General features: G+C 35.7%; 16 protein-coding genes and 1 tRNA gene. 9 read left to right on the top strand and 8 right to left on the bottom strand.

Going from position 1 to position 21,369, the window contains the following annotated elements; translation table 11 throughout:
* Nucleotides 1–317: 317 nt before the first annotated feature.
* Nucleotides 318–2,330 carry a M13 family metallopeptidase gene (locus B0A65_RS20690; RefSeq protein ID WP_074664131.1) on the bottom strand — a complete coding sequence of 671 codons (2,013 nt, stop codon included), beginning with the start codon at nt 2,328–2,330 and terminating at the stop codon, nt 318–320.
* A 709-nt stretch (nt 2,331–3,039) separates the two neighbouring features.
* Here B0A65_RS20690 and B0A65_RS20685 point away from each other — a divergent pair.
* Nucleotides 3,040–3,111 (top strand) — tRNA-Glu (locus tag B0A65_RS20685).
* A 60-nt stretch (nt 3,112–3,171) separates the two neighbouring features.
* Here the strand turns inward: B0A65_RS20685 and B0A65_RS20680 are convergent.
* A complete protein-coding gene (locus B0A65_RS20680; protein WP_074664129.1) occupies nt 3,172–4,119 on the bottom strand; it encodes a homocysteine S-methyltransferase family protein in 948 nt (315 codons plus the stop codon).
* Between the two features lie 206 nt (nt 4,120–4,325).
* Here B0A65_RS20680 and B0A65_RS20675 point away from each other — a divergent pair, with 206 nt between their 5' ends.
* From B0A65_RS20675 to B0A65_RS20640, 8 genes are all read left to right on the top strand, one after another.
* Nucleotides 4,326–4,916: a Crp/Fnr family transcriptional regulator gene (locus B0A65_RS20675; protein WP_074664127.1), complete on the top strand. Its 591-nt coding sequence runs from the start codon at nt 4,326–4,328 to the stop codon at nt 4,914–4,916.
* 174 nt (nt 4,917–5,090) lie between these two features.
* Complete coding sequence (locus B0A65_RS20670) at nt 5,091–5,399, top strand: GNAT family N-acetyltransferase (RefSeq protein ID WP_074664125.1); 309 nt, start codon at nt 5,091–5,093, stop codon at nt 5,397–5,399.
* Nucleotides 5,389–6,258 (top strand): pirin family protein, encoded by an 870-nt coding sequence (locus B0A65_RS20665; protein ID WP_074664123.1) that lies wholly within the window; start codon nt 5,389–5,391, stop codon nt 6,256–6,258. The genes B0A65_RS20670 and B0A65_RS20665 overlap by 11 nt, the downstream gene beginning before the upstream one ends.
* A gap of 19 nt (nt 6,259–6,277) precedes the next feature.
* On the top strand, nt 6,278–6,802 hold the full coding sequence (locus B0A65_RS20660; RefSeq protein ID WP_074664121.1) for a YceI family protein: 525 nt from the start codon (nt 6,278–6,280) through the stop codon (nt 6,800–6,802).
* Nucleotides 6,803–6,839: 37 nt separating this feature from the next.
* Nucleotides 6,840–7,478 (top strand): isochorismatase family protein, encoded by a 639-nt coding sequence (locus B0A65_RS20655; RefSeq protein WP_074664142.1) that lies wholly within the window; start codon nt 6,840–6,842, stop codon nt 7,476–7,478.
* Nucleotides 7,479–7,521: 43 nt separating this feature from the next.
* Nucleotides 7,522–8,160 carry a hydrolase gene (locus B0A65_RS20650; protein ID WP_074664119.1) on the top strand — a complete coding sequence of 213 codons (639 nt, stop codon included), beginning with the start codon at nt 7,522–7,524 and terminating at the stop codon, nt 8,158–8,160.
* Nucleotides 8,161–8,287: 127 nt separating this feature from the next.
* On the top strand, nt 8,288–9,118 hold the full coding sequence (locus B0A65_RS20645) for a helix-turn-helix domain-containing protein (RefSeq protein ID WP_074664117.1): 831 nt from the start codon (nt 8,288–8,290) through the stop codon (nt 9,116–9,118).
* Nucleotides 9,119–9,166: 48 nt separating this feature from the next.
* Complete coding sequence (locus B0A65_RS20640; RefSeq protein ID WP_074664115.1) at nt 9,167–10,294, top strand: FAD-dependent oxidoreductase; 1,128 nt, start codon at nt 9,167–9,169, stop codon at nt 10,292–10,294.
* A 67-nt stretch (nt 10,295–10,361) separates the two neighbouring features.
* Here the strand turns inward: B0A65_RS20640 and B0A65_RS20635 are convergent, their stop codons facing one another.
* The 6 genes from B0A65_RS20635 to B0A65_RS20610 form a co-directional block, all read right to left on the bottom strand.
* Nucleotides 10,362–11,264, bottom strand: coding sequence for an ROK family protein (locus B0A65_RS20635; RefSeq protein ID WP_074664113.1), 903 nt, complete (start codon nt 11,262–11,264; stop codon nt 10,362–10,364).
* A 79-nt stretch (nt 11,265–11,343) separates the two neighbouring features.
* Entirely contained in the window at nt 11,344–12,804 is a 1,461-nt protein-coding gene (locus B0A65_RS20630) for a glycoside hydrolase family 125 protein (protein ID WP_074664139.1), read from the bottom strand.
* Between the two features lie 4 nt (nt 12,805–12,808).
* Nucleotides 12,809–15,094, bottom strand: a complete 2,286-nt coding sequence (locus B0A65_RS20625; protein WP_074664137.1) for a GH92 family glycosyl hydrolase — start codon at nt 15,092–15,094, stop codon at nt 12,809–12,811.
* 90 nt (nt 15,095–15,184) lie between these two features.
* Nucleotides 15,185–17,461, bottom strand: coding sequence for a GH92 family glycosyl hydrolase (locus tag B0A65_RS20620; RefSeq protein ID WP_074664111.1), 2,277 nt, complete (start codon nt 17,459–17,461; stop codon nt 15,185–15,187).
* A gap of 181 nt (nt 17,462–17,642) precedes the next feature.
* Entirely contained in the window at nt 17,643–19,631 is a 1,989-nt protein-coding gene (locus B0A65_RS20615; protein ID WP_074664109.1) for a beta-mannosidase, read from the bottom strand.
* Nucleotides 19,632–20,137: 506 nt separating this feature from the next.
* Complete coding sequence (locus B0A65_RS20610) at nt 20,138–21,148, bottom strand: LacI family DNA-binding transcriptional regulator (protein ID WP_074664107.1); 1,011 nt, start codon at nt 21,146–21,148, stop codon at nt 20,138–20,140.
* Nucleotides 21,149–21,369 lie beyond the last annotated feature (221 nt).

The following is a 21,369-nucleotide window of genomic DNA, read 5'->3' as shown; positions in this document are numbered from 1 at the left end:
TATTTGAATGCTTCCCGCTAATAAGAAAAACCGACGCTCTACGAAGTGTTCTTCTTTACGCTGCAAATGTTTCTGACTTTGCGCCATTTTAAACAAATATAATTGAAACAGAAACTTCATAAAGTCTCAGACTTTAAAGCCAATTTTCGTAGACTATTTTTTCTGAATGTAAAAAAACACAAGACAATAACAAGAACTAATCGTAAAAAGTCTGGAGACTTTTATAAAATTTATATTCCCTAAGAAACCAAAAAAACTGCGCAAAGTTCACGGAGGCATTTGCGCAGTTTTTCATGGGAACACTTCGAAGAGCGAAATTACCAAATCGTTATTCTGTCTTTCTTCGGTAAAAACATTTTATCTCCAGATTGTACCTTAAATGCTTCATAAAAAGGTGTAGTATTCATTAGAGGACCATTAACACGCCAATTTGGTGGAGAATGTGGATTATTGTTAATCCACAAACGCAGGAACTCGTCTTTCATTTTTACTCTCCATATTTTGGCTATCGAAATGAAAAAGCGTTGGTCTGGAGTAAAACCATCAATTTTTGTATTCCCTTGTCCTTCCTGGGTCATTTTAAAAGCATCATAAGCAACTGCGATTCCGGCAATATCCGCCGTATTTTCGCCAACTGTCATTGCACCATTAATGTGTAGATTGTCTAAAACGGTGTAGGTACTGTACAAATTGATAACCTGTTGTATTTTTGACTTAAACTTAGCATAATCCTCTTTTGTCCACCAGTTTTTTAAATTGCCATCTTTGTCGTATTGAGCTCCCTGATCATCAAAAGTATGGGTTATTTCGTGGCCTATAACCATTCCGATTCCTCCATAATTAAGCGCATCATCTGCATTATTATCAAAATAAGGGGCTTGTAAAATACCTGCCGGAAAAACAATTTCATTTGCAGTAGGATTATTATAGGCCGTAACGGTTGGAACTGTAGTATACCATTCTGATTTATCGACTGGTTTGCCCAATTTTGCCAATTCAAATTGATAGGCAGCTGTTGCGGCCGAAACCATATTCTCAAAATAGGTATCCCTGGCTATATGTACATTGCTATAATCTTTCCATTTATCAGGATATCCTATTTTCTTGGTCATGGCTGCCAATTTTTCTTTAGCTTTTTGTTTTGTACTTTGACTCATCCATTCTAATTTATCAATTCTTACCGCATAAGCTTTTTGCAAATTGTTCACGAGAGTTAACATACGTTTTTTAGCATCTTCCGAAAAATATTTCTTTACATACAATTGACCTAATGCTTCGCCCAGGTAGGTGTCAAGAACACTAGCCATTTTTTCGCCACGTGATTTTTGAACAGCCTGACCAGAAAGCACTTTGGTATACTCAAATGAGGCATCGACAAAAGGTTTACTTAAATCATCTGCGTATCTTTCTATAGAATTTGCTTTCAGATAAATTTTCCAACTATTAATAGGGATGGTTTTTAAGAGTTTATTAAGGGCATCATAATAGGCAGGTTGCCCTACATTAATGAAATCAGTTTTAGCACCTAATTTATTCAAAAAAGTAGTCCAGTCAATATTGGAATGTCTTTTTACAAGATCTGCCACAGCTATTTTATTATAATTTGCCTGCACATCACGAAGTTCCACTTTTGTTTTATGCGAAACGGCGAATTGCTTGTCAATATCGTAAACCAAAGCAGCATTGGATGTAGCCTGCTGGGCATTACTTCCTGTTTGTTGAAATAAGGTAGTAAGGTATTTTTTGTAAGCTTCCTGTATAGCAACAGTTGATGAATCTGATTTGAAATAATAGTCCCTGTCAGGCAAACCGATACCCGTTTGATAGATTTGAGCAATATTCATACTGCTGTTTTTTTCATCAGGTGATACTCCAAAACCTATAATAGAAGAATTGCCCAATTTCTCTTCATTAACCACAAAATTCATTAAGGATGGTAAATCGCTAATTGCATCAATTTTGGCAAGTAACGGTTTGATAGGTGCATAACCCCGTTTGTCAATGGTTACGGTATCCATACCTGATGCATAAAAGTCGCCTACCTTTTGTGCTATACTTCCTGCCGGATTCTTGCTTTGTGAAATGCTGTCCAATATTCCTTGCAGGCGCATTCGCTGTGGGTAATTCATAAACATATAGGCACCAACTCCAGCTTGAGATGCCGGTATTTGTACAGAATCATACCATTTGCCATTTACATATTTAAAAAAATCATTACCAGGTCGCAATGTAGAATCTATTCCGGTGATCGCAATATTCTTTTTTCCTTGATGTTTTGAGCACGCTGTAAAAGCTAAGAACGCAATGAAGAGCACTAATGATTTTTTCATAATCTGGATGATTTCTATTAAAATGAACTGAAAAACGTTTGAGGGCAATATTTTAAAATGTATATGCTTTGCATAGTTAATTTTAGCAGAACAATATACGAATTCAGTTTTTAATTCTAAAGTTTTTGTTAGAATTACCACTTATAAAAGTCAGAATTATAAGTGGTAATTGATAGTTACCATAAGTAATGCGGCATAACGTTTTGGGACTATTATAGTTTTAAAACTATAGTAATCCTGTTCTTCGAGGAATTAATTGGTACCACTGAAGAATCCCGAAAGACATTAGGACTAACCTTGTATAATTTTGAACGAATATAAATGATAAAAGGTAACCCTATAAAGTCTGACTTTAAAACTAATATCTTTTAAAAGCTCCTTTTTGCTAAGTAAAATTTACGCAATTTCCTGAAGAAGCACTTCTAAAAACGAAACATCACTAAAGAATATTCTTTCAAAACAAATTATTTTCAATTTTTTTAAAATAGTATGATTTTAATAAAATGTGAAAAAAAACTTCTTTACCCTCTGTTTTTCGTATAAAACAACCAATTATTAATCAAACAAATACACTTTTCCTGACCCAATTTGTTTACGCCCGATTATTGCTAAATAGGATATTTTCGCAATGGCCTAAAACCATTTTTTGAAAAAATATTTTTGTGTATTTTAAAATTATTCGCATTTTTGCACCCGCATTAGAAAAGCAGGCCCGTTCGTCTATCGGTTAGGACGCATGGTTTTCATCCATGTAAGAGCGGTTCGATTCCGCTACGGGCTACTAGTCAACACAAAGCTTCAGAGAAATCTGGAGCTTTTTTGTTTACAAGCATATTAGATTTTATCTTATTATTTGATCCATAATTTCTACAATATGCTCTTCATCCGTTCCACAACAACCGCCAAAAACATTTAAGTGCGGAAAAGAATCTTTCAATTTTTTATATTCCTCTCCTAAATCCTTTGGCACTCCTCTATCGAGTTCTATTGCTTCGTCTAGTTCGGCATGGCTTTTACAGGATGCATTTGCCCTGATGCCTTTTATCCGTTTCACCCACTCTTCTTTTGCATGTTCTTTTAATTCATTTAAAAAATGAGTGGGATGCGCACAATTAATCATAAAATATAGTGGCGGAACACTAACATTTTTATCTGCTTTTTCGATAGCCTCTTTTAAACTCATTCCCGTTGGTAATTTACTATCTGTTTCTACCGTATAGGATATCACAACTGGAAGATCAAAAGACGCAGCTGCTTCAACGATACCAATTGCTTCTTCTGCATAATTCATTGTTAAAGCAGAAATAAAATCAACAGCCGTTTGGCTTAAAGTTTTTATTTGTTGGCCGTGATAGTGTTGTGCTTCCTGGGTAGTCATACAATTGTCGGGAGCGTAGCCGTCACCTCTCGGGCCTACACAACCGCTAATAAGAATGGAATCGATTTTATTTTCAAATTCCGTTTTTAAATCTACTAAAAGCTTTACGGCTTTTTCATTTAACTCAGCTAACTGATTTCCAGAGTAACCAATTTTTTCAATCCAATCTGGATTCGTGCGCCAGGTTGGGCTTTCTAAAATAAAATTGGTCTTGTACTTTTTTGCAATTTTTAAATATCGGGAATAGTAATTTTTAATTGCGTCGTATCCTTTACTCTCCTTTAATAAATCAAAAGCCGCGAAATAAGGCAATTCAAATCCTTCAAGGAAGATTAAGGTCGTTTCTAGTCCGCCATCTGTTAAAAATATATCGTCAGACTCATTTGGTAAAGTTACAGCGCTTCTTTCCATTTTTTTAAACAATTATAAACCATTAAAAATCAAATAAATAAAGATATAAATTTACAAAATTTTGAATTGTAAAAAAAGTAAGATCAAGACCTGTAGAAACTCAAATATTATCAAATTTTAAGGAATATTTTTTTTAAATTTAATGTCTAATACCGTATTTTTTTACAAGCTGCCTATTTTTGCATAAACAAAATCTCCTAACACAAATGCTGGAACAATTTAAAAAATATATCATTGATAATACTGGTCTCTCAGAAAACGAGTATAGCGAATTGGAGCATTTGGTTTATTTGCTTGAAGTAAAAAAAGGAACTGTTTTATTAAAGGAAAATCAAATTTGTAATCGGGCCTTTTTTGTTTGCAAAGGGATGTTACGCTCCTATACTATAGATGAAATGGGTAAGAATCATATTATTCAGTTTGCTTCTGAAAATTGGTGGATTGCAGACCGAAGTAGTTTTTATTTTGATGAACCTGCAGAATTATTCATCGATGTAATCGAGGATGCTGTAGTCGTGTACATCCACAAAGATTTTATCAAAGCAGCCGAAAAACTATCTGGTAAGTTTGCTCGTTTTAATACACTAGCACTGCAAAAAAACATCAGACAAATGCAGAAAAGGATCAACTATTTATTAGCAGCCTCAGCCGAAAAAAAATACTTAGATTTTATCGAAACATATCGTGAAATTACTTGTAGAATACCACTTCAAATGATTGCTTCTTATCTTGGCATTACCCCTGAAAGCCTAAGCAGGGTGCGAAAAGAGCTGGCCAGAAAAAATTTCAAGCCATAAATTGCTTGCTAACTGTACTCCTGTTTCAAATTAAATTCTGAAACCTTTATGCTGTTACTTCATTTCTGCAACTGAATAAAATTTATTCATATTTCTTCCTTTTTGCATTTCTTACCATAGGTCAAGTACTTCCTCTTTTATCCATAGTAATTTTACAATACTAAAAATTACATCATGGAATACACAGTTATAAACAACGAAAAAGACCAGCGTTTTGAGATCCATTTAGATGGCTATATCGCGTTTGAACAATACAAATTGTTTGATGGTGGCATTTCTTATATCCATACTGAAGTTCCTCCCGAATTAGGAGGAAAAGGAATTGCTGCCTATATAGCAAAATATGTTCTTGATTATGCAGAAGAACATCATCTTAAAGTAAAACCTTATTGTCCTTTCATCAAAGCATACATCGACAAACATCCCGAGTATCAGGCTAACTCATTGTTTCATACTAAAGAATCACACGAAAATGAAAACTAAAAAAATAGAGCAAGTATTTGCACCACCGGCTCCGCACATGGTTGGTGACGGATTTAGAGTACATAATTTTATTCCGTATGGAATGAGCATGGAACGAATGAGTCCGTTTATTATGATGGATTATAATTCTAAATTTTATTTTCCGCCCACCAATAAATTAAGAGGGGTTGACGTACACCCACACAGAGGTTTTGAAACCGTCACTATTGCCTATAAAGGAAAGGTAGCACATCACGACAGCTCTGGAAATAGCGGTGTAATTGGCGAAGGAGATGTACAATGGATGACTGCCGCATCAGGAATTTTACATAAAGAATACCACGAAGAGGAATTCAGCAAAGAAGGTGGCCATTTTCAAATGGTACAGCTTTGGGTAAATCTTCCTGCGAAGGATAAAATGACAAAGCCCAAATATCAGGGTATCTCCAATAATGACATTAACAAACACCTATTACCTAATGAAGGTGGCGAAATAGAAGTTATTGCAGGTGAATACAGTGGGACTTTAGGAGCAGCTACCACTTTTACTCCTGTAAATTTATTTAATGCCAAATTAAACAAAGGAGCTTCTGCGACTTTTAATTTTCCGGCGCACTATAACTCGGCTCTTCTTGTAATTGAAGGAAACATTAGCGTGAATGATGATCAAAATGTATCCGAAAATCATTTTTTACTATTTGCAAATGAAGGGGAAGAATTTACCATTCAGGCACTTGAAGATGCTGTCGTACTTATTTTAAGTGGAGAGCCTATCAATGAACCAATAGTCGCCCATGGCCCTTTTGTTATGAATACAAAACAGGAAATCATCCAGGCGATGAATGATGTTAATATGGGAAAATTTGGGTATTTGGAATAAATAATTAAATAAAAAGGAAATGGAAAATAAAACAATATGGAAAAATGACAAAGAGCATTCAAGACTTGGTTTTACCGTTACACATATGATGATTAATGATATTGTGGGACAGTTTACCAATTTTGATTTGACAGTAACCAATTCAAAAGCAGACTTTAGCGATGCCTCTTTTGAATTATCAGCAGAAACAAATTCGATATTCACCAGTTCGGAAGGAAGGGACGAAGACTTACGGGGACCTAACTTTTTTGATGTCGAAAAATACCCTACGCTACATTTTAAAAGTACTGCAATCAGAGAGAGCAGTAAAAACAATTACAAGGTTGCAGGGAATTTGAGTATGCATGGTTTTACAAAAGAAATCATTGTTGATTTTCTATACAGAGGAACAATGCTTAATCCAAATTCAAAGAAGATCACATCCGGTTTTCAGGTTCTGGCGACACTAAAACGTTCTGATTTTAAGGTTGGATTGATTTTACCTTTTGACGGACTTAAGGATGATGTACTTATCAAAATGGATGGCGAATTTCCGCAAGAATAATTTAATAAAACTTAATAACAACAAAAAACTTAAAAAAATGTCAGTAGTAACAAGAATTAATTCAGATGATGTAGCAATCCTGCTTATCGATCATCAGAGTGGCTTATTTCAAACCGTAAAAGATATTGATGTCACCTCATTACGCAACAATGTCGCCACCTTAGCCAAAATCGCAGCAATAGAAAATATTCCTGTGATAACAACGGCTTCAGAACCAAATGGTCCTAATGGTCCGTTGATGCCTGAAATTCATAAATATGCGCCACACGCCGTTTATGTACCCAGAAATGGAGAAATCAACTCCTGGGATACTCCGGCTTTTGTTGAAGCGGTAAAAAAAACAGGGAAGAAAAAATTAATTATTGGCGGCGTATTAACCAGTGTATGTGTCGCTTTTCCTTCTATATCAGCTGTATCCGAGGGTTATGAAGTATTTGCTGTTATTGATGCCTCAGGAGACATGAGTACTTTGTCATCGCAAGCTACAATTGCAAGATTATCACTTGCCGGAGTAATACCAATAAGTACAACAGCCGTTTGCAGCGAGATTCAAAAAACATGGAATCGTCCTGATGCTTTACAATTTGCAGAAGCTTACTCTACCGTAATGCCAAATTATCAAGCCGTAATTGAAAGTTTCTTAAAGGCCGAAAATGTCGGAATATCAAAAAAATAATACGCTACAAACTCAATAATAATAATAATAATACTTAGAAATCATGAGCAGTTTACCTATTCGCGATCAAAAAAATGATCACCTTTTAACTCCGGAAAATGCAGCATTAATCATTATTGATTATCAACCGGTACAAGTCAATTCTATTGCTTCAATGGACAGACAGATCCTTATCAATAATATTAGCGGTGTTGCAAAAATGGCCAAAGTTTACGATTTACCTATTGTACTTTCGACCGTAAATGTAAAAACAGGATTTAATAAAGAAACGATTCCTCAACTAAAAAGAGAATTAGATGGAGTTCCTTCGTATGACAGAACCACTATCAATTCTTGGGAAGACAAGGAATTTTTAGAAGCTGTTAAAGCAACGGGAAAGAAAAAATTAATAATGACAGCTTTATGGACAGAAGCCTGTCTTACGTTTCCCGCCCTTGATGCCTTAAAAGAAGGTTATGAAGTTTATATAGTAGCCGATGCTGTAGGCGGAACTTCTCTGGAAGCACATAATGCGGCACTACGAAGAATGGAGCAAGCGGGGGCAATCCTGGTGAGTGTGCCGCAATTATTTTGTGAATTGCAACGTGACTGGAGTCGTTCCGAAACAGCGCAGGAATTTATGCAACTGTTTATTAAAACAGGAGGCACAGCAGGAATCCAATTTTCTTACGATAGGGATTAATTTTTTCATTTTTTGGTAAGCTGAGACAGTATCATTTTTCGTGATACTGTTTTGGCGTTATATAAAGTTTTCGTTCCACCTCTTCTCGACATTTTTAAATACCTTTGATGTACAAGCACAATCAAATATGCAATCTTCCAAAATGTTTCATCAGGAATTTGAATCTCCACCGGCACTACAAAATGCCATCAAATGTTTTTGGTACAACAAAACAGAATTAGGAGAAACAGCATCAAATTTTGAAGTAATGCCTGATGGTTATGCTGAAATTATTTTTCACTTCGGAAGCGGTTGCAGTGTACTACACAATGGGGTATTGGAACCATTACCTTCCCCATTTATTATGGGACTATTGAATCAGCCTGCTATTTTTAATTCAAAAAAGAGTTTAGAAATCATTGGAATCCGATGCTTTCCGTGGACTGTTTTTGATTTACTCGGACTGCCTTCGGGCAAAAGTGGCGTACAAATATTTGAACATCCCATTGTCGGACTTCAGCCTATTTTACAAGAATTTATCACTTCTGGTCAAATTGAGGAAGCAATAGCATTTGTCCAAAAGTATTTTACAGATCTACATTCCGATACTATAAACAACGCTTTGCTGTCTAAAGCGGGTAGTGCCTTAAAAAATAGCAATGGAAAAATCACAGTAAATCAGATTGCTGCAGAAGTGCATACAACGGTACGCACACTAGAGCGAAATTTCAAGCAATCCTCCGGCCATACTGTAAAAGATGTATCGGGCTTAATGCGTTTTGAGCAGGTTCGGAATCATTTATGGCTTTATCCGGATACAAATCTTGCCGGCTTAGCGCCTGAAGTTGGTTATACAGATCAATCTCATTTAAGCAGGGAATTTAAGCGTTACAGCGGTATTACACCTGCTGCTTTTGCCCGAAAAGGAAAAAAAGAAAAACAGGTCTTAAGTGATTTTGTCGCATTTGTACAATCCTAACACAGGAACTTTCATGAATTTTGTCTTCTAAATAAAACAGACAAACTCATGTTATTAAAAGATAAAAAAGTAGCTATAATTGGTGCGGGACCCGTTGGTCTTACCATGGCAAAATTACTACTGCAAAACAGCATAAAAGTAACCGTTTACGAAAGAGACGAAAATCCACAAACCAGAATTTGGGGCGGTACGCTTGACCTACACAAAGGTTCAGGACAGGATGCTTTGCAAAAAGCAGGACTACTCGAAAGTTATTACAACATAGCCCTGCCAATGGGCATCATCATGACAGATGAACAATGCAAAACCATAACTTCCAGAACTCCACAATACGATAATCCTGAAATCAATAGAAACGATTTACGAAAAATTATACTCGACAGTTTAAGAGATGATACTGTTGTTTGGAACAGAAAACTCACCGGTCTTTCAACAAAAGACGGAAAATGGGTTTTACATTTTGAAAATGAAAGGGATGAAGTTGCCGATTTTGTTATTGGAGCCAACGGCGGAATGTCTTCGGTTAGAAAATATGTTACCGATACCGAAGTCGAAGAAACCGGAACCTTTATTATACAAGGTGATATTCCCCAACCTCAACTAAATTGTCCTGAATTTTATCAGCTATGTAATGACAACAGATTAATGACCGCTCATAATGGTAATCTCTTTGTTGCCAATCCTAAAAACAAGGACATGTTGAGCTACGGTATAATTTTTAAAAAACCCGAAGGATTCGAAACAGCTGCTAACAAGTTGGATTTTAAAAACACAAAGAGTATTGCCAATTTCCTTTCGGACAGATTTTCTAACTGGCACGAATCTTATCATCATTTATTTCATGCAACTTCCTTTTTTGTCGGGCTTCCAACCAGAAAAATTGGACTCGATAAATCCTGGAAAAATGATCGCACTTTACCTATAACACTTATTGGTGATGCTGCTCATTTAATGCCGCCTTTTGCTGGTCAGGGTGTAAATGTTGGACTGGTTGATACCCTTGTTTTATGTGATAACCTGACAAATGGAAAGTTTGAAACCATAACAGCAGCCATCAAAGATTATGAAGAAAAAATGTTTGTTTATGCTGCAGCAGCACAACAAGAATCGGGTAAAAATGAAATAGAAATGCGTCAGCCTGATTTTTCTTTTCAAAAACTATTTGATCAGAATTAAGGAATACTATTTCCAACAGATTCTAAAGTTCTTTAGCGTCTGTTGGAATTTATAATTTATGAAAAAATCAAACCGTAAAAAGCATACTTGCAGCTCCTAATAAAGCCGCAATTTCATTATCTGTCGAAACAGAAACGGTAATTTCAACACCTGATTCCTTTACTTTTTTATGGAAGCCATTCAGAAAAAATTCACTTGCATTTGCAATTTTTCCACCAATAATAAAACTATCAGCATCAAATTTTTCTAACCATGGGATCACTACTGAAGCTAAATCTTCTCCCATTTTTTCGAACACTTTTACCGCCACTTCATCTTCGGCGACAGCCAGATTAAAAAGTTCTAATCCATTATTAAGATTTTCGCCTGTTAAGCTTTTATACGCTGACAAAAGACCTCTTGCCGAAACATAATCTTCAGCAATACCTTCTTTGTATGGAATATTGTAAATTTCGCCATCCGTAGGAACTAATTCTCCAGAAGAAACGGAAACTCCTTTATCAATAAAACAAGCACCAAGTCCGGTTCCAAGTGTTACGGCCATTACCTTTTTAGAAAGATTTGTTGCATCTTTAAAGACCTCTCCTTTTCCAAAACAAACAGCGTCGTTTTCAAAAAGAATTGGAAATTCGTTAGAAAGATTGAGCGTGCCCTGAAATAAATAACGAACATTTAATCCATAAAAATGTTCATATTTTGACTGGTCCTTAATCCAGCAAAGTCCATTCGTATAGTCAAACGGGCCAGGCATACATACAGCTAGTCCTTTTATTTCTTCTACTTTTGAATTTTCTACTGAAATACGAATCGCTTTTTCCCAAATAGACATGACCTCTTTCACAGGCAAATTAGAATCGAATGATTCTTTATGCAATGAAAAATCAATCACTTTCATGTTTACAATATCTATTATCGCTGCGGTAATATGTGTTCCTCCAATGTCTATTCCTACGGCATATTCTTTATTCATCTTATTTTCCTGAATTGAACTATTAAACAATTAAACTTCAACACTTAATCTCTTAATAGTGTATTTTATATTTTTAATTTTAGATATTCTTATCTTTTAAAATCTGAGGATATTTGATGCTCGTATGAACAATCATTTCTCCAAAAAGCGTATTTGCCCAGGCAAACCATTTTCTTGTAAACTTAGTCACATCATCTTTATGAAATGATTCGTGCATGAAACCAGTATCTGCATTTGTCTTGATCAAATTACTAATACAGTTTTTGATTTCTGTTTCATCGACACTTGTAATTGCTCTCAAAACAATACTCATGGGCCAAATCGTATCGGCTCCGGTATGTGGCCCGCCAACGCCCTCGCCCGCTTTTCCCTTATAGAAAAAAGGATTGTTTTCTGAAAGCACTACTTTTCGGGTGTTTAAATACAATGGACTATTCGGCTCAATTGCACCAAGATAAGGCAATGATAATAAAGAGGGAACATTCGCGTCGTCCATCATATGGAAACTACCGTAACCGTTTACTTCAAAAGCGATGATTTTACCAAATTTTGGGTGATCAATAATTCCGTTTTCTTCTAAACCTTTCTGAACCTGTTCTCTTAATTCTTTGGCTTTAGCTACTAAATCTTTGTCCAACAGTGTCGGCAACGAAAAGATTTCGATTAAATAACCCAAAACCTCAATCGCAAACATATTACTCGGAATCAAGTAGCCAAATAAAGTACTGTCATCACTTGGTCTAAAAGTTGAAACAATCAAGCCGCAAGGTTTTACCGGATATCCGTAACCACCTAAAGGCACACCATCTGTGGCCCAGGCCGTTTCACGCTGAAAAGTATAAGGCCCTTTATCGTGCCAGCGCTGTTGCTCTTTGAAAGTCTGCAATACCAATAACATCGCTTCTTTCCACTTACTGTCAAATAAACTTAAATCACCGGTTTCGTTCCAATAGCCATGTGCCAATCGAATAGGATAACATAAACTGTCGATTTCCCATTTGCGTTCATGGATACCGGGTTGCATTGTGGTCATGTCATTTTTCCATTCACTGACTTTGGTAAAATCTTTATAAAAAGCATTCGCATAAGGATCCAGCAAAATACATTTTGTCTGACGATTGATTACTCCTTTTACCAATTCTGCCAGTTTTTTATCTTCTTTTACAAACGGAATATAAGGCCAGATTTGAGCTGTACTATCACGAAGCCACATTGCATCGATATCTCCGGTAATTACATACGTATCCGGTTTTCCATCGATAATTTCAAAATCGACTGTGGTGTCCAATGTGTTTGGAAAACAATTTTCGAACAGCCACGCCAGTTCCGGATTTGCAATTTGTTTTTTGATTCTGGTAATGGCTGCTTCGACCGCCTTACTTGTAAATTTTCGTTCCGCTAATGGAGGTCTTTTGCTAATAAAATCCTTAAGAGCAAAATTGAAAGCCTCTGACTGCATCCCGAAAACATCGGTTTGAAGTGCTAATAATCCTGCTGAAAAAATTCCGGTGTTTTTTATAAATTTTCTACGTGATTGCATAGTATTATTTTGAAGTTGAATAAGAATACGGAAACGCACTTGCTGATGTTCCTCTTTGTAAATTTGGCTCGCTTGTCATCTCAAAATTCAATTCACCGCCTTTTAAAACATCAAAATGGTTGATAAAATTTTTAGTATAACCTGCATTATCCCATTTCAAATCCTGAACATATTTATTGGTTTCAGAATTTTTCGGAGCATTTATAATAAGTTGTTTTCCGTTTTCTAGTTTCAATGTTAATTTCTTAAACAATGGCGCTCCCAAAACATATTCGTCCGTTGCCGGGCAAACCGGATAAAATCCCATTGCAGAGAAAATATACCAGGCTGAAGTTTGTCCATTGTCTTCATCACCGCAATAACCATCAGGAGTTGGTTTGTACAAACGGTTCATTACTTCTCTGGACCAATATTGTGTTTTCCAGGGCTCTCCGGCATAATTATACAAATAAATCATATGCTGAATCGGCTGGTTTCCATGTGCATATTGTCCCATATTCATGATTTGCATTTCGCGAATTTCATGAATAACAGATCCGTAATAACTGTCATCAAAAACAGGAGGTGTTGAGAAAACTGCATCTAATTTCGCTGTGAATTTTTTCTGTCCGCCCATTAAATCAATTAAACCCTGAATGTCATGAAATACACTCCAGCTGTAATGCATGGCATTTCCTTCTGTAAAAGCATCTCCCCATTTTAACGGGTTGAAATTTTTCGGAAAACTTCCATCTTTATTTCTACCACTCATAAAACCAATTTCAGGATTATACAGCTTTTTATAATTCATCATTCGTTTCTCAAATACGCTGATTTCTTTTTTAGGACGATTTAACGCTTTTGCTAATTTCCAGATTGCAAAATCATCATAAGCATACTCCAAGGTTCTGGCTGCATTTTCATTAATTTTGACATCATACGGAACATAACCTAAAGTATTGTAATACGAAACACCCGTTCTTCCTACAGCATCCATAGGCCCTTCATTATTGGCGCCATGAACCAAAGCTTCATATAAAATATTGATATCGTAACCACGTAAACCTTTCATATAAGCATCTGAAACTACAGAAGCCGAGTTATTCCCCACCATTACATTTCTAAAACCAGGACTTGACCATTCTGGTAAAAAGCCACCTTCTTTATAATCATTAATTAAACCTTCCTGCATTTCTTTGTTTACAGAAGGATAAACCAAATTCAGCAATGGGTAAAGCGCACGGAAAGTGTCCCAAAAACCAGTTCCGGCATACATATAACCTGGCACAACATTTCCGTTATACGGACTGTAATGTACCGTTTCGCCTTTTGCGTTTATTTCATATTGCTTTTGAGGAAAACAAGTCGCGCGGTACAAACAAGAATAAAAGGTTTTTAACTGCTCGTCATTATTACTTTCTACGGCTATTTTACCCAAAACTTTGTTCCATTCTTTTTTAGAAGCTGTGAAAGTTTCATTGAAAGAAGCGTTTCCTAATTCTGATTTTAAATTCATTTCTGCTTGTTCAGGACTAATAAAAGAAGAAGCTACTTTTACGTTTACAATTTCTCCTTTTTTAGTTTTAAAACCAACCACAGCTCCGGCATGATTGTCCTGTAATTCTAATTTGTCTTTTTGCAAGCCTGCATCATTCCATGTTGAGTTCGATGTAAATGGCTTATCAAAAACCAAAACAAAATAATTCTTAAAATTGGCAGGAACACCTCCACTATTGCGAGTTGTATATCCGATGATTTTATTTTCTGATGGAATGATTTTGATGTATGAACCTTTGTCAAAAGCATCAATTACAATAGAAGATTGCTCGTTTTCAGGAAAAGTAATCTGAAAATATGCCGCTCTTTCTGTTGCCGTAATCTCTGTAGTAACATCATAGTCTGCCAAATAAACACTGTAATAATACGGCTTTGAAACCTCAGCTTTATGACTGAACCAGCTCGCTCTGTCTGCTTCGGCGAAAGCCAATTTACCCGTCACCGGCATAATCGAAAACTGACCATAATCGTTCATCCATGGCGATGGTTGATGCGTTTGCTTAAAACCTCTAATTTTTTCGGCTGTGTAGATATAAGCCCATCCGTCTCCCATTTTACCGGTTTGCGGTGTCCAGAAATTCATTCCCCAAGGCCTGCAAATTGCCGGATACGTATTTCCGTTTGAAAGACTGTGCAGAGACTGTGTACCCATTAATGGATTAACATATTCTACCGGATCCAGGATTTTCTCCTGTGCATTTGTAAGCAAACAAAATAGCGTTACTGCGAAAAAAATTAAATGTTTTATTTTCATATTCTGTAAATTGTGTATTGTAAAATGTGAAATGTAATTTGTAGACTCTTTTGTTTTAACTTCTAACTTTTCACTTTTAAAATTTAACATTTATTGTGGTCTGTCTTCTTTTTTTACTCCAAAAGTTGTCGATGGCTGGCTTCCCATATACAGTTTCAACTCACCACCTTTCACAATCATATCGTGTGTGAAATATGATTTTGTGTACGGTTTTCCATTATATTCTACTTTTTGGATGTACATATTTGTCGCGCTGTTGCCAATTGCTTTTACTGTAAATGAAATTCCTTTTTTATGATGAATTACCGCTTCGTTTACCAAGGGGCTGCCGAAAACATAAATTCCATTTGCAGGATTAACCGAATAAAATCCCATTGAAGATAAAACATACCAGGCCGACATTTGTCCTAAATCTTCATTACCACATAAACCATCTGGTTTTGTCGAATAGAATTTAGCATCAATTTCTCTGATTAATTTGGCTGTTTTCCAAGGTTCTCCGGCATAGGCATACAAATACGGAATATGATGATTTGGCTCATTTCCTTGTGCATATTGCCCGATTAAACCGCTAATATCCGGTGAAACTTCTTCCCCTTCTACTTTATCTGTTATTAGAAAAAGCGAATCTAATTTGGCTAAAAATTTACTTTCACTTCCAAATAAATCAATTAAACCATAAGGGTCCTGAGGAACTAACCAGGTATATTGCCATGCATTTCCTTCAACATAATCGTCTTTACGGTGCGCTGAAGAAAGCGGATTGAATGGTGTTCTCCAATTTCCATTGGTTAATTTACCGCGCATAAAAGTGGTTTCTTTATCAAAATAGAGTTTATACAAATTGGCTCTTTTTGTAAAATAAGCATAATCTTCCGTTTTGTTTAGTGATTTTGCCATTTGGGCTACGCAGTAATCATCAATAGCATATTCTAAAGCATTTCCAACCGTTTCCAGCATTTTATCAGCCGGAATATATTCTAATTTTTGTACGTAATCCATTCCGTCACGTGTTTGCATGGCTGTTTTTTTGATCGCTTCATAAGCCAATGCCACATCATAATCGCGGTACCCTTTTAAATAAGCATCCACAATAATAGCGATCGAATGATTTCCATTCATCGTATTGGTTTCATTCCCCATTAAATGCCAAACCGGCAATCTTCCCTGCTGTTGGTAAATGGCTAAAAATGATTTTACAATGTCATTAATTTTATCCGGCTGCGTGATCGTGTATAAGGGATGCAAACCTCTGTAAGTATCCCAAAGTGAAAAAGTAGTATAGTTGGTGAAGTTTGCTTTTTCATATACTTTTTTATCTGTTCCTCTGTAATCGCCGTTCGCATCATTAAAAATAGAAGGTGCAAAAGCAGTATGATACAGCGATGTATAAAAAACTTTCATTATTTTATCATCTGCTTTGATCTGGATTTTACTTAATTCTTTGTTCCATTTTGATGTAGCTTCTTTTACTGTTTTATCAAAATCCCAATTCGGAATCTCGGCTTTTATATTTGCAGCAGCGTTCTCATAACTCACAGGCGAAATTCCGACTTTTACTAAAACCTGATTGTTTTTTAAAGAGGCAAAATCTAAAACAGCTTTCATTTTTAAGCCTTCGCCCTCAGTTCCTTTTACAGCAGTTTTATCATCGTACAATCCCAAACCCGAAATGGGTTCTGAAAATTCTATTGCAAAATAAACACGCTGATCTGTAGCCCATCCTTCTGAAAAACGATAACCAACAAGTGTCGTTTCGTTTATTTTTTTGATAAATGTTTTTACCGGTTTATCCCATCCCACTCCATCAGCAAGGTCTAATAAGACATGCGAATCTGTAGCAGAATTGAAAGTATATTTATGAAAACCAACTCTTTCGCTGGCCGTTAATTCCGCTTTAACTTTATATTTATCCAACAAAACACTGTAATACCCTGGTTTGCTTACTTCGTTTTCATGCGAAAAGTAAGAACCGTAACCGCTTACCATATCTTCTTTTGTACCCTTAAAAAGAGGCACTTTTCCAGAAACCGGAAGCAATAAAATATCATTTAAATCTCCAATTCCGGTGCCGCTTAAATGTGTATGCGTAAATCCTAAAATGGTAGTACTGGCGTAGTTGTAACCGCTGCACCAATCCCAGCCTTCAAAAATATTTACCGGCCCTAACTGAACTGCTCCAAAAGGAACGTTAGCTCCAACAAAAACATGACCATGGCCTGCAGATCCTATAAACGGATTGACATATTGCGTATAGTCTGAAGTTGTTGTTTTTGCCTTTTTTTGCTGTGAAATTACAGGATTAGCAAAAAATAGATTTAAAGCTAAAATTCCGACAAACGCTATTTGGTTGTATTTTTTAAACATATTCTTTTTTATTTGACTTGTATAAATACGGGCCACGGATGACACTGATTAAACGGATTTACACAGCTGTTTTTTAATCTTTAACCATAAAATTTAACCGCAAAGGGCGCAAGGATTTACGCAAAGTTCGCAAAGCTTTTTCCTTTGTTCCTTTGAGCCTTTGCCGCTTTGAACCTCCCAATTAGTACCTTTTCAAAACCTCATAAAGAGAAAAGACTTTCAAAACTGGCTTGTCTATTTTCCCTTCAAACAAAATTGTTTTTTCTTCTCCGGCTTTTAAATCGATATAATTATCACTCCATTTTCCGGTGTATCCTTGTATGGATACATACACGTATTTTGCTGCTTTTGAAGCTTTCAAAACCACTTTATTTCCCTTTATTTCCCATGTTATTTTGGGATCTTCTAATTGTAAATCTTTGGGTCGCGTTAAATCAATTTCAGGGATTTTATCGTCTCTGTAAGCTTCCTTCATTGCATACCAGGCGGCTTTGGGCTCTCTGTTGTAATAATCGGTTACGCTCCAGCTTGCGACCGGCCAGCAATCGTTGAGTTGCCAAACTAATGTTCCCATATTGTACGGCGCTTTAGAACGATGAATTCCGATAATATTCTTTAGCGCATAATATTGCAGGCATTGTGTGAGATACGTGTAATCTTCTACACTCATCTTTTTTATTTTATCGGAATCAATAAAATAGCGATTCAGATACGAATCTAACTTCATAAAACCTTTTCCCGCTTTTTGATGCGCTTCCAGAATATCCGAATATAAATAGCGGTCTTCCGGCAATGTAAAAGCTTCTACTGAAGCGTAATTTGGCATGGCCTGCATTCCGTACTCACTCACAAAACGTCCCGTTTTTTTCTCCGTAATCTCGATATCTTTCAATCCCCACCAGGTTCCCCAATAGTGGCTGTCACCTTCTGTAATACTATTCTCTTTAGACCAATGAAATAAAGGAGAAGTGCTAATGTAAGGCCGTTTTGTATCTACTTCTTTTACCCATTTCGGAATACTGTCCTGAAACAAACGAACGTAATCATGCCATAAACGAGTGGAATCCTGCTTTGCCATTTTCATGCTTTTTTGCCATCCCCAGCTCTTAAAAGCTTCATCGATTTCATTGTTGCCACACCACAAAACAATGCTTTTGTGATGACGAAGACGTTTTACCTGATATTGCACTTCGGCTTTTACATTATCAAAAAAAGCTTTGTCGCCTGGCACCATTGTTCCGGCAAACATAAAATCCTGCCAGACGTAGATTCCGTTTTTGTCGCATAAATCATAAAAATAATCATCTTCATAAATTCCGCCGCCCCATACGCGAAGCATATTCATATTGGCATCTTTAGCCAGACCAATTACTTTTTCGTATTCTTTTTTAGTCACTCTTGACAGAAAAGCATCTGACGGAATATAATTCGCGCCTTTCATATACACCGGTTTTCCATCTATTTTAAAATAAAACGACTTACCCAGACTGTCCGGTTGCTGAACCAATTCTATTTTGCAATTCATCACATAAGTCTTTTCGGGAGTCTTTTTGTCGTAAGCCTCCAGACGTGGCGTCTTCCAGATTCCACAAGTGGTAAATTTTGGTCCCCAATCCCATCCAAAATGGTATTGTGCTTTACGGACATAAGCACGGGGATTATCCGGAATTACAAAAGGAAAATCTTTTTTTGCCAGTGAATCGGCTACATTTTGAGCCGATTTGAAAACGATAACTAAATCATTACTTCCTGACTTTAATATTTTTTTTACCTCAACACGCCATTGACGGAACATGTTATCGGCTTTTAAAACTTCTTTATTATTCAAATAAACCGTAGCATAAGTGTCTAAGCCATCAAAAACCAATTCGGCATTTTTCTTTTTTAATAGTGCCGGCGCGACCTGAAAAGTGGTTTTATATTCCCAATCTTTCTTTTCAATCCATACCAGCTTTTTTTCATTGTCTCTGTAAAATGGATCTTCTATTATTTTATTATTCAGCAAATCGGTATGTATTTCACCCGGAACCGTTGCCGAATACCATTTTTCAGTTTTTACTTCCCGATAGTGCCAACCCGTTTTTATAGCAGTACTCTGAGCATTAACAGCAAACGAAATACTGGCAAGACAAACACCAATGAACTCATAAAAGCCTTTTTTATATTCCATTTTTACTACTACTTACTATTTTATATTTTCAATTTAATTGTTAGCCGTTCGAGGAGGATTATCGATGTTCACAATAGCTTCCTTCCCTTTTAGGGTTTTATTTAAGAATAAAAGTAACTAACAAAATATCCAGAAATCATTTTCCTTTTTACGGCTGCCAAACTATATTTTTAAACCTTTTACAATTGCGCATTTGATTAATAAGCAAAAAAATAAGCCGGGAGGTACAGGTATTCCTACCCGGCTTAACTCAACTAAATAACCAAAATTTTCAAAATTTTATTACATCACCAAATGCTGATTCTTTCAAAATCTAAGCTTTGGCATTTTATTGTTTTTTATAACTAAGCGAATTTAAATGCGTTCCTTTTCAGAAATCTTTCTCTTCTAAAACAGAAGAAATAATTTATTACGAGTTATACACTAAAATAACCTAAAACGATTTAGTAAAAAGGCTAAAAAAAACGAACCGCTTTCTTTTTAATTTTCAAAATCGTGGTAGTAAATCAGACCGATTCTCTAATAATTAAATTCCCTTTTTTAAGACATTTTTCAACTTCAAATACTTCCATATCCGTCATCTGGCTCATTAACAACTGGATGGCATTAATCGCAATATCTTCAATTGGTTGTGCAATCACACTAATTGTAGGCGTATGCAATTTAAAACTATCATGATCATCAAAACTAATAACAGCTATGTCTTCAGGAATTCTAATTCCCATTCCTCTAAAGGCTTGAAGACCTGCTAATCCCATATAATTTGCTAAAAACAGCACAGCGTCTATCTTCGGATTTTTATTGAAAAAATTTACAAGTTCTTCAATTCTTGTTTCTTCATTGCTGTGATAATTTACATGAAGAACAAGCGATTCGTTGTACATACCTACTTCTTTTAAGGCATCTCTGTAACCGTCTTCCCTTAATGTCATCTGAATCATTTCAGAGGTAATATTAACAACAGCAATATTTTTACAACCTTTATCAATCAAAAATTTTGTAGCCGAATTGGATGCCTCATAATTATCCATTACAACATGACTTACTTGTTGTCCCGGAAAATACCTATCCACTAATACTACAGGTTTTTTCAATTTTAAAAGAAGATCAATTTTGTCTTCAAGATTTTGCGTGGGTGTAATAATAAAACCATCTACATTTGCCTGCAAAAGACTATGTATTAATTCTTCAGAACGTTCGTCATCATCACCTGTGCTACAGTAAAAAACCCTGTAATCAATATTTTTAGCCTCATCTTCAATGACTCTGGCCAAATCAGCAAAAAACTGATTCGAAATATCCTCCACAATAAGCCCAATAGATCTTGTTTTTCCGGTTCTTAAACTGGTTGCAATCATGCTTGGCCTATAATGAAGCTTTTCAGCAATATCCTGGACTTTTTTTATAACAGCAGCACTGATTCCCATTTTCTCCCCTTTACCATTAATGACAAAAGACACAGTAGATATTGATACTTCAGCTTTTATAGCAATATCCTTTATAGTAATCTTTTTCATTGAGAGAATTAGTTTTTTTATAGCAGTTAAATATACACAAATATATACTAAAATAGAATTACTAAAACGATTTTGTAAATATTTTTTAAACAAATCGTTTTTTTAGAGTTAATATAAAGCACTATTCTTAGCTTTTTTTACTCTTTCCTATTAAATTAAAGCTAATTTCGTCTTAAACCAATCATTTTTGCGAAATAACCATTTTATTTTAGCATCATAAT

Origin of the sequence: Flavobacterium frigidimaris (genome assembly GCF_002217275.1) — a bacterium.
In the GTDB taxonomy this organism is placed as follows: domain Bacteria; phylum Bacteroidota; class Bacteroidia; order Flavobacteriales; family Flavobacteriaceae; genus Flavobacterium; species Flavobacterium aquidurense.
Note: the sequence above shows the minus strand (reverse complement) of the source record. Positions and strands in the feature narration are given on the sequence as shown.

Excerpts from the sequence above, each read along its gene's own strand:
- B0A65_RS20630 (WP_074664139.1), bottom strand. The coding sequence starts at position 12,804 with ATGCAATCACGTAGAAAATTTATAAAAAACACCGGAATTTTTTCAGCA.
- B0A65_RS20640 (WP_074664115.1), top strand. The coding sequence starts at position 9,167 with ATGTTATTAAAAGATAAAAAAGTAGCTATAATTGGTGCGGGACCCGTT.
- B0A65_RS20655 (WP_074664142.1), top strand. The coding sequence starts at position 6,840 with ATGTCAGTAGTAACAAGAATTAATTCAGATGATGTAGCAATCCTGCTT.
- B0A65_RS20690 (WP_074664131.1), bottom strand. The coding sequence starts at position 2,330 with ATGAAAAAATCATTAGTGCTCTTCATTGCGTTCTTAGCTTTTACAGCG.
- B0A65_RS20610 (WP_074664107.1), bottom strand. The coding sequence starts at position 21,148 with ATGAAAAAGATTACTATAAAGGATATTGCTATAAAAGCTGAAGTATCA.
- B0A65_RS20645 (WP_074664117.1), top strand. The coding sequence starts at position 8,288 with ATGCAATCTTCCAAAATGTTTCATCAGGAATTTGAATCTCCACCGGCA.
- B0A65_RS20650 (WP_074664119.1), top strand. The coding sequence starts at position 7,522 with ATGAGCAGTTTACCTATTCGCGATCAAAAAAATGATCACCTTTTAACT.
- B0A65_RS20675 (WP_074664127.1), top strand. The coding sequence starts at position 4,326 with ATGCTGGAACAATTTAAAAAATATATCATTGATAATACTGGTCTCTCA.
- B0A65_RS20625 (WP_074664137.1), bottom strand. The coding sequence starts at position 15,094 with ATGAAAATAAAACATTTAATTTTTTTCGCAGTAACGCTATTTTGTTTG.
- B0A65_RS20620 (WP_074664111.1), bottom strand. The coding sequence starts at position 17,461 with ATGTTTAAAAAATACAACCAAATAGCGTTTGTCGGAATTTTAGCTTTA.
- B0A65_RS20680 (WP_074664129.1), bottom strand. The coding sequence starts at position 4,119 with ATGGAAAGAAGCGCTGTAACTTTACCAAATGAGTCTGACGATATATTT.
- B0A65_RS20670 (WP_074664125.1), top strand. The coding sequence starts at position 5,091 with ATGGAATACACAGTTATAAACAACGAAAAAGACCAGCGTTTTGAGATC.
- B0A65_RS20635 (WP_074664113.1), bottom strand. The coding sequence starts at position 11,264 with ATGAATAAAGAATATGCCGTAGGAATAGACATTGGAGGAACACATATT.
- B0A65_RS20615 (WP_074664109.1), bottom strand. The coding sequence starts at position 19,631 with ATGGAATATAAAAAAGGCTTTTATGAGTTCATTGGTGTTTGTCTTGCC.
- B0A65_RS20660 (WP_074664121.1), top strand. The coding sequence starts at position 6,278 with ATGGAAAATAAAACAATATGGAAAAATGACAAAGAGCATTCAAGACTT.
- B0A65_RS20665 (WP_074664123.1), top strand. The coding sequence starts at position 5,389 with ATGAAAACTAAAAAAATAGAGCAAGTATTTGCACCACCGGCTCCGCAC.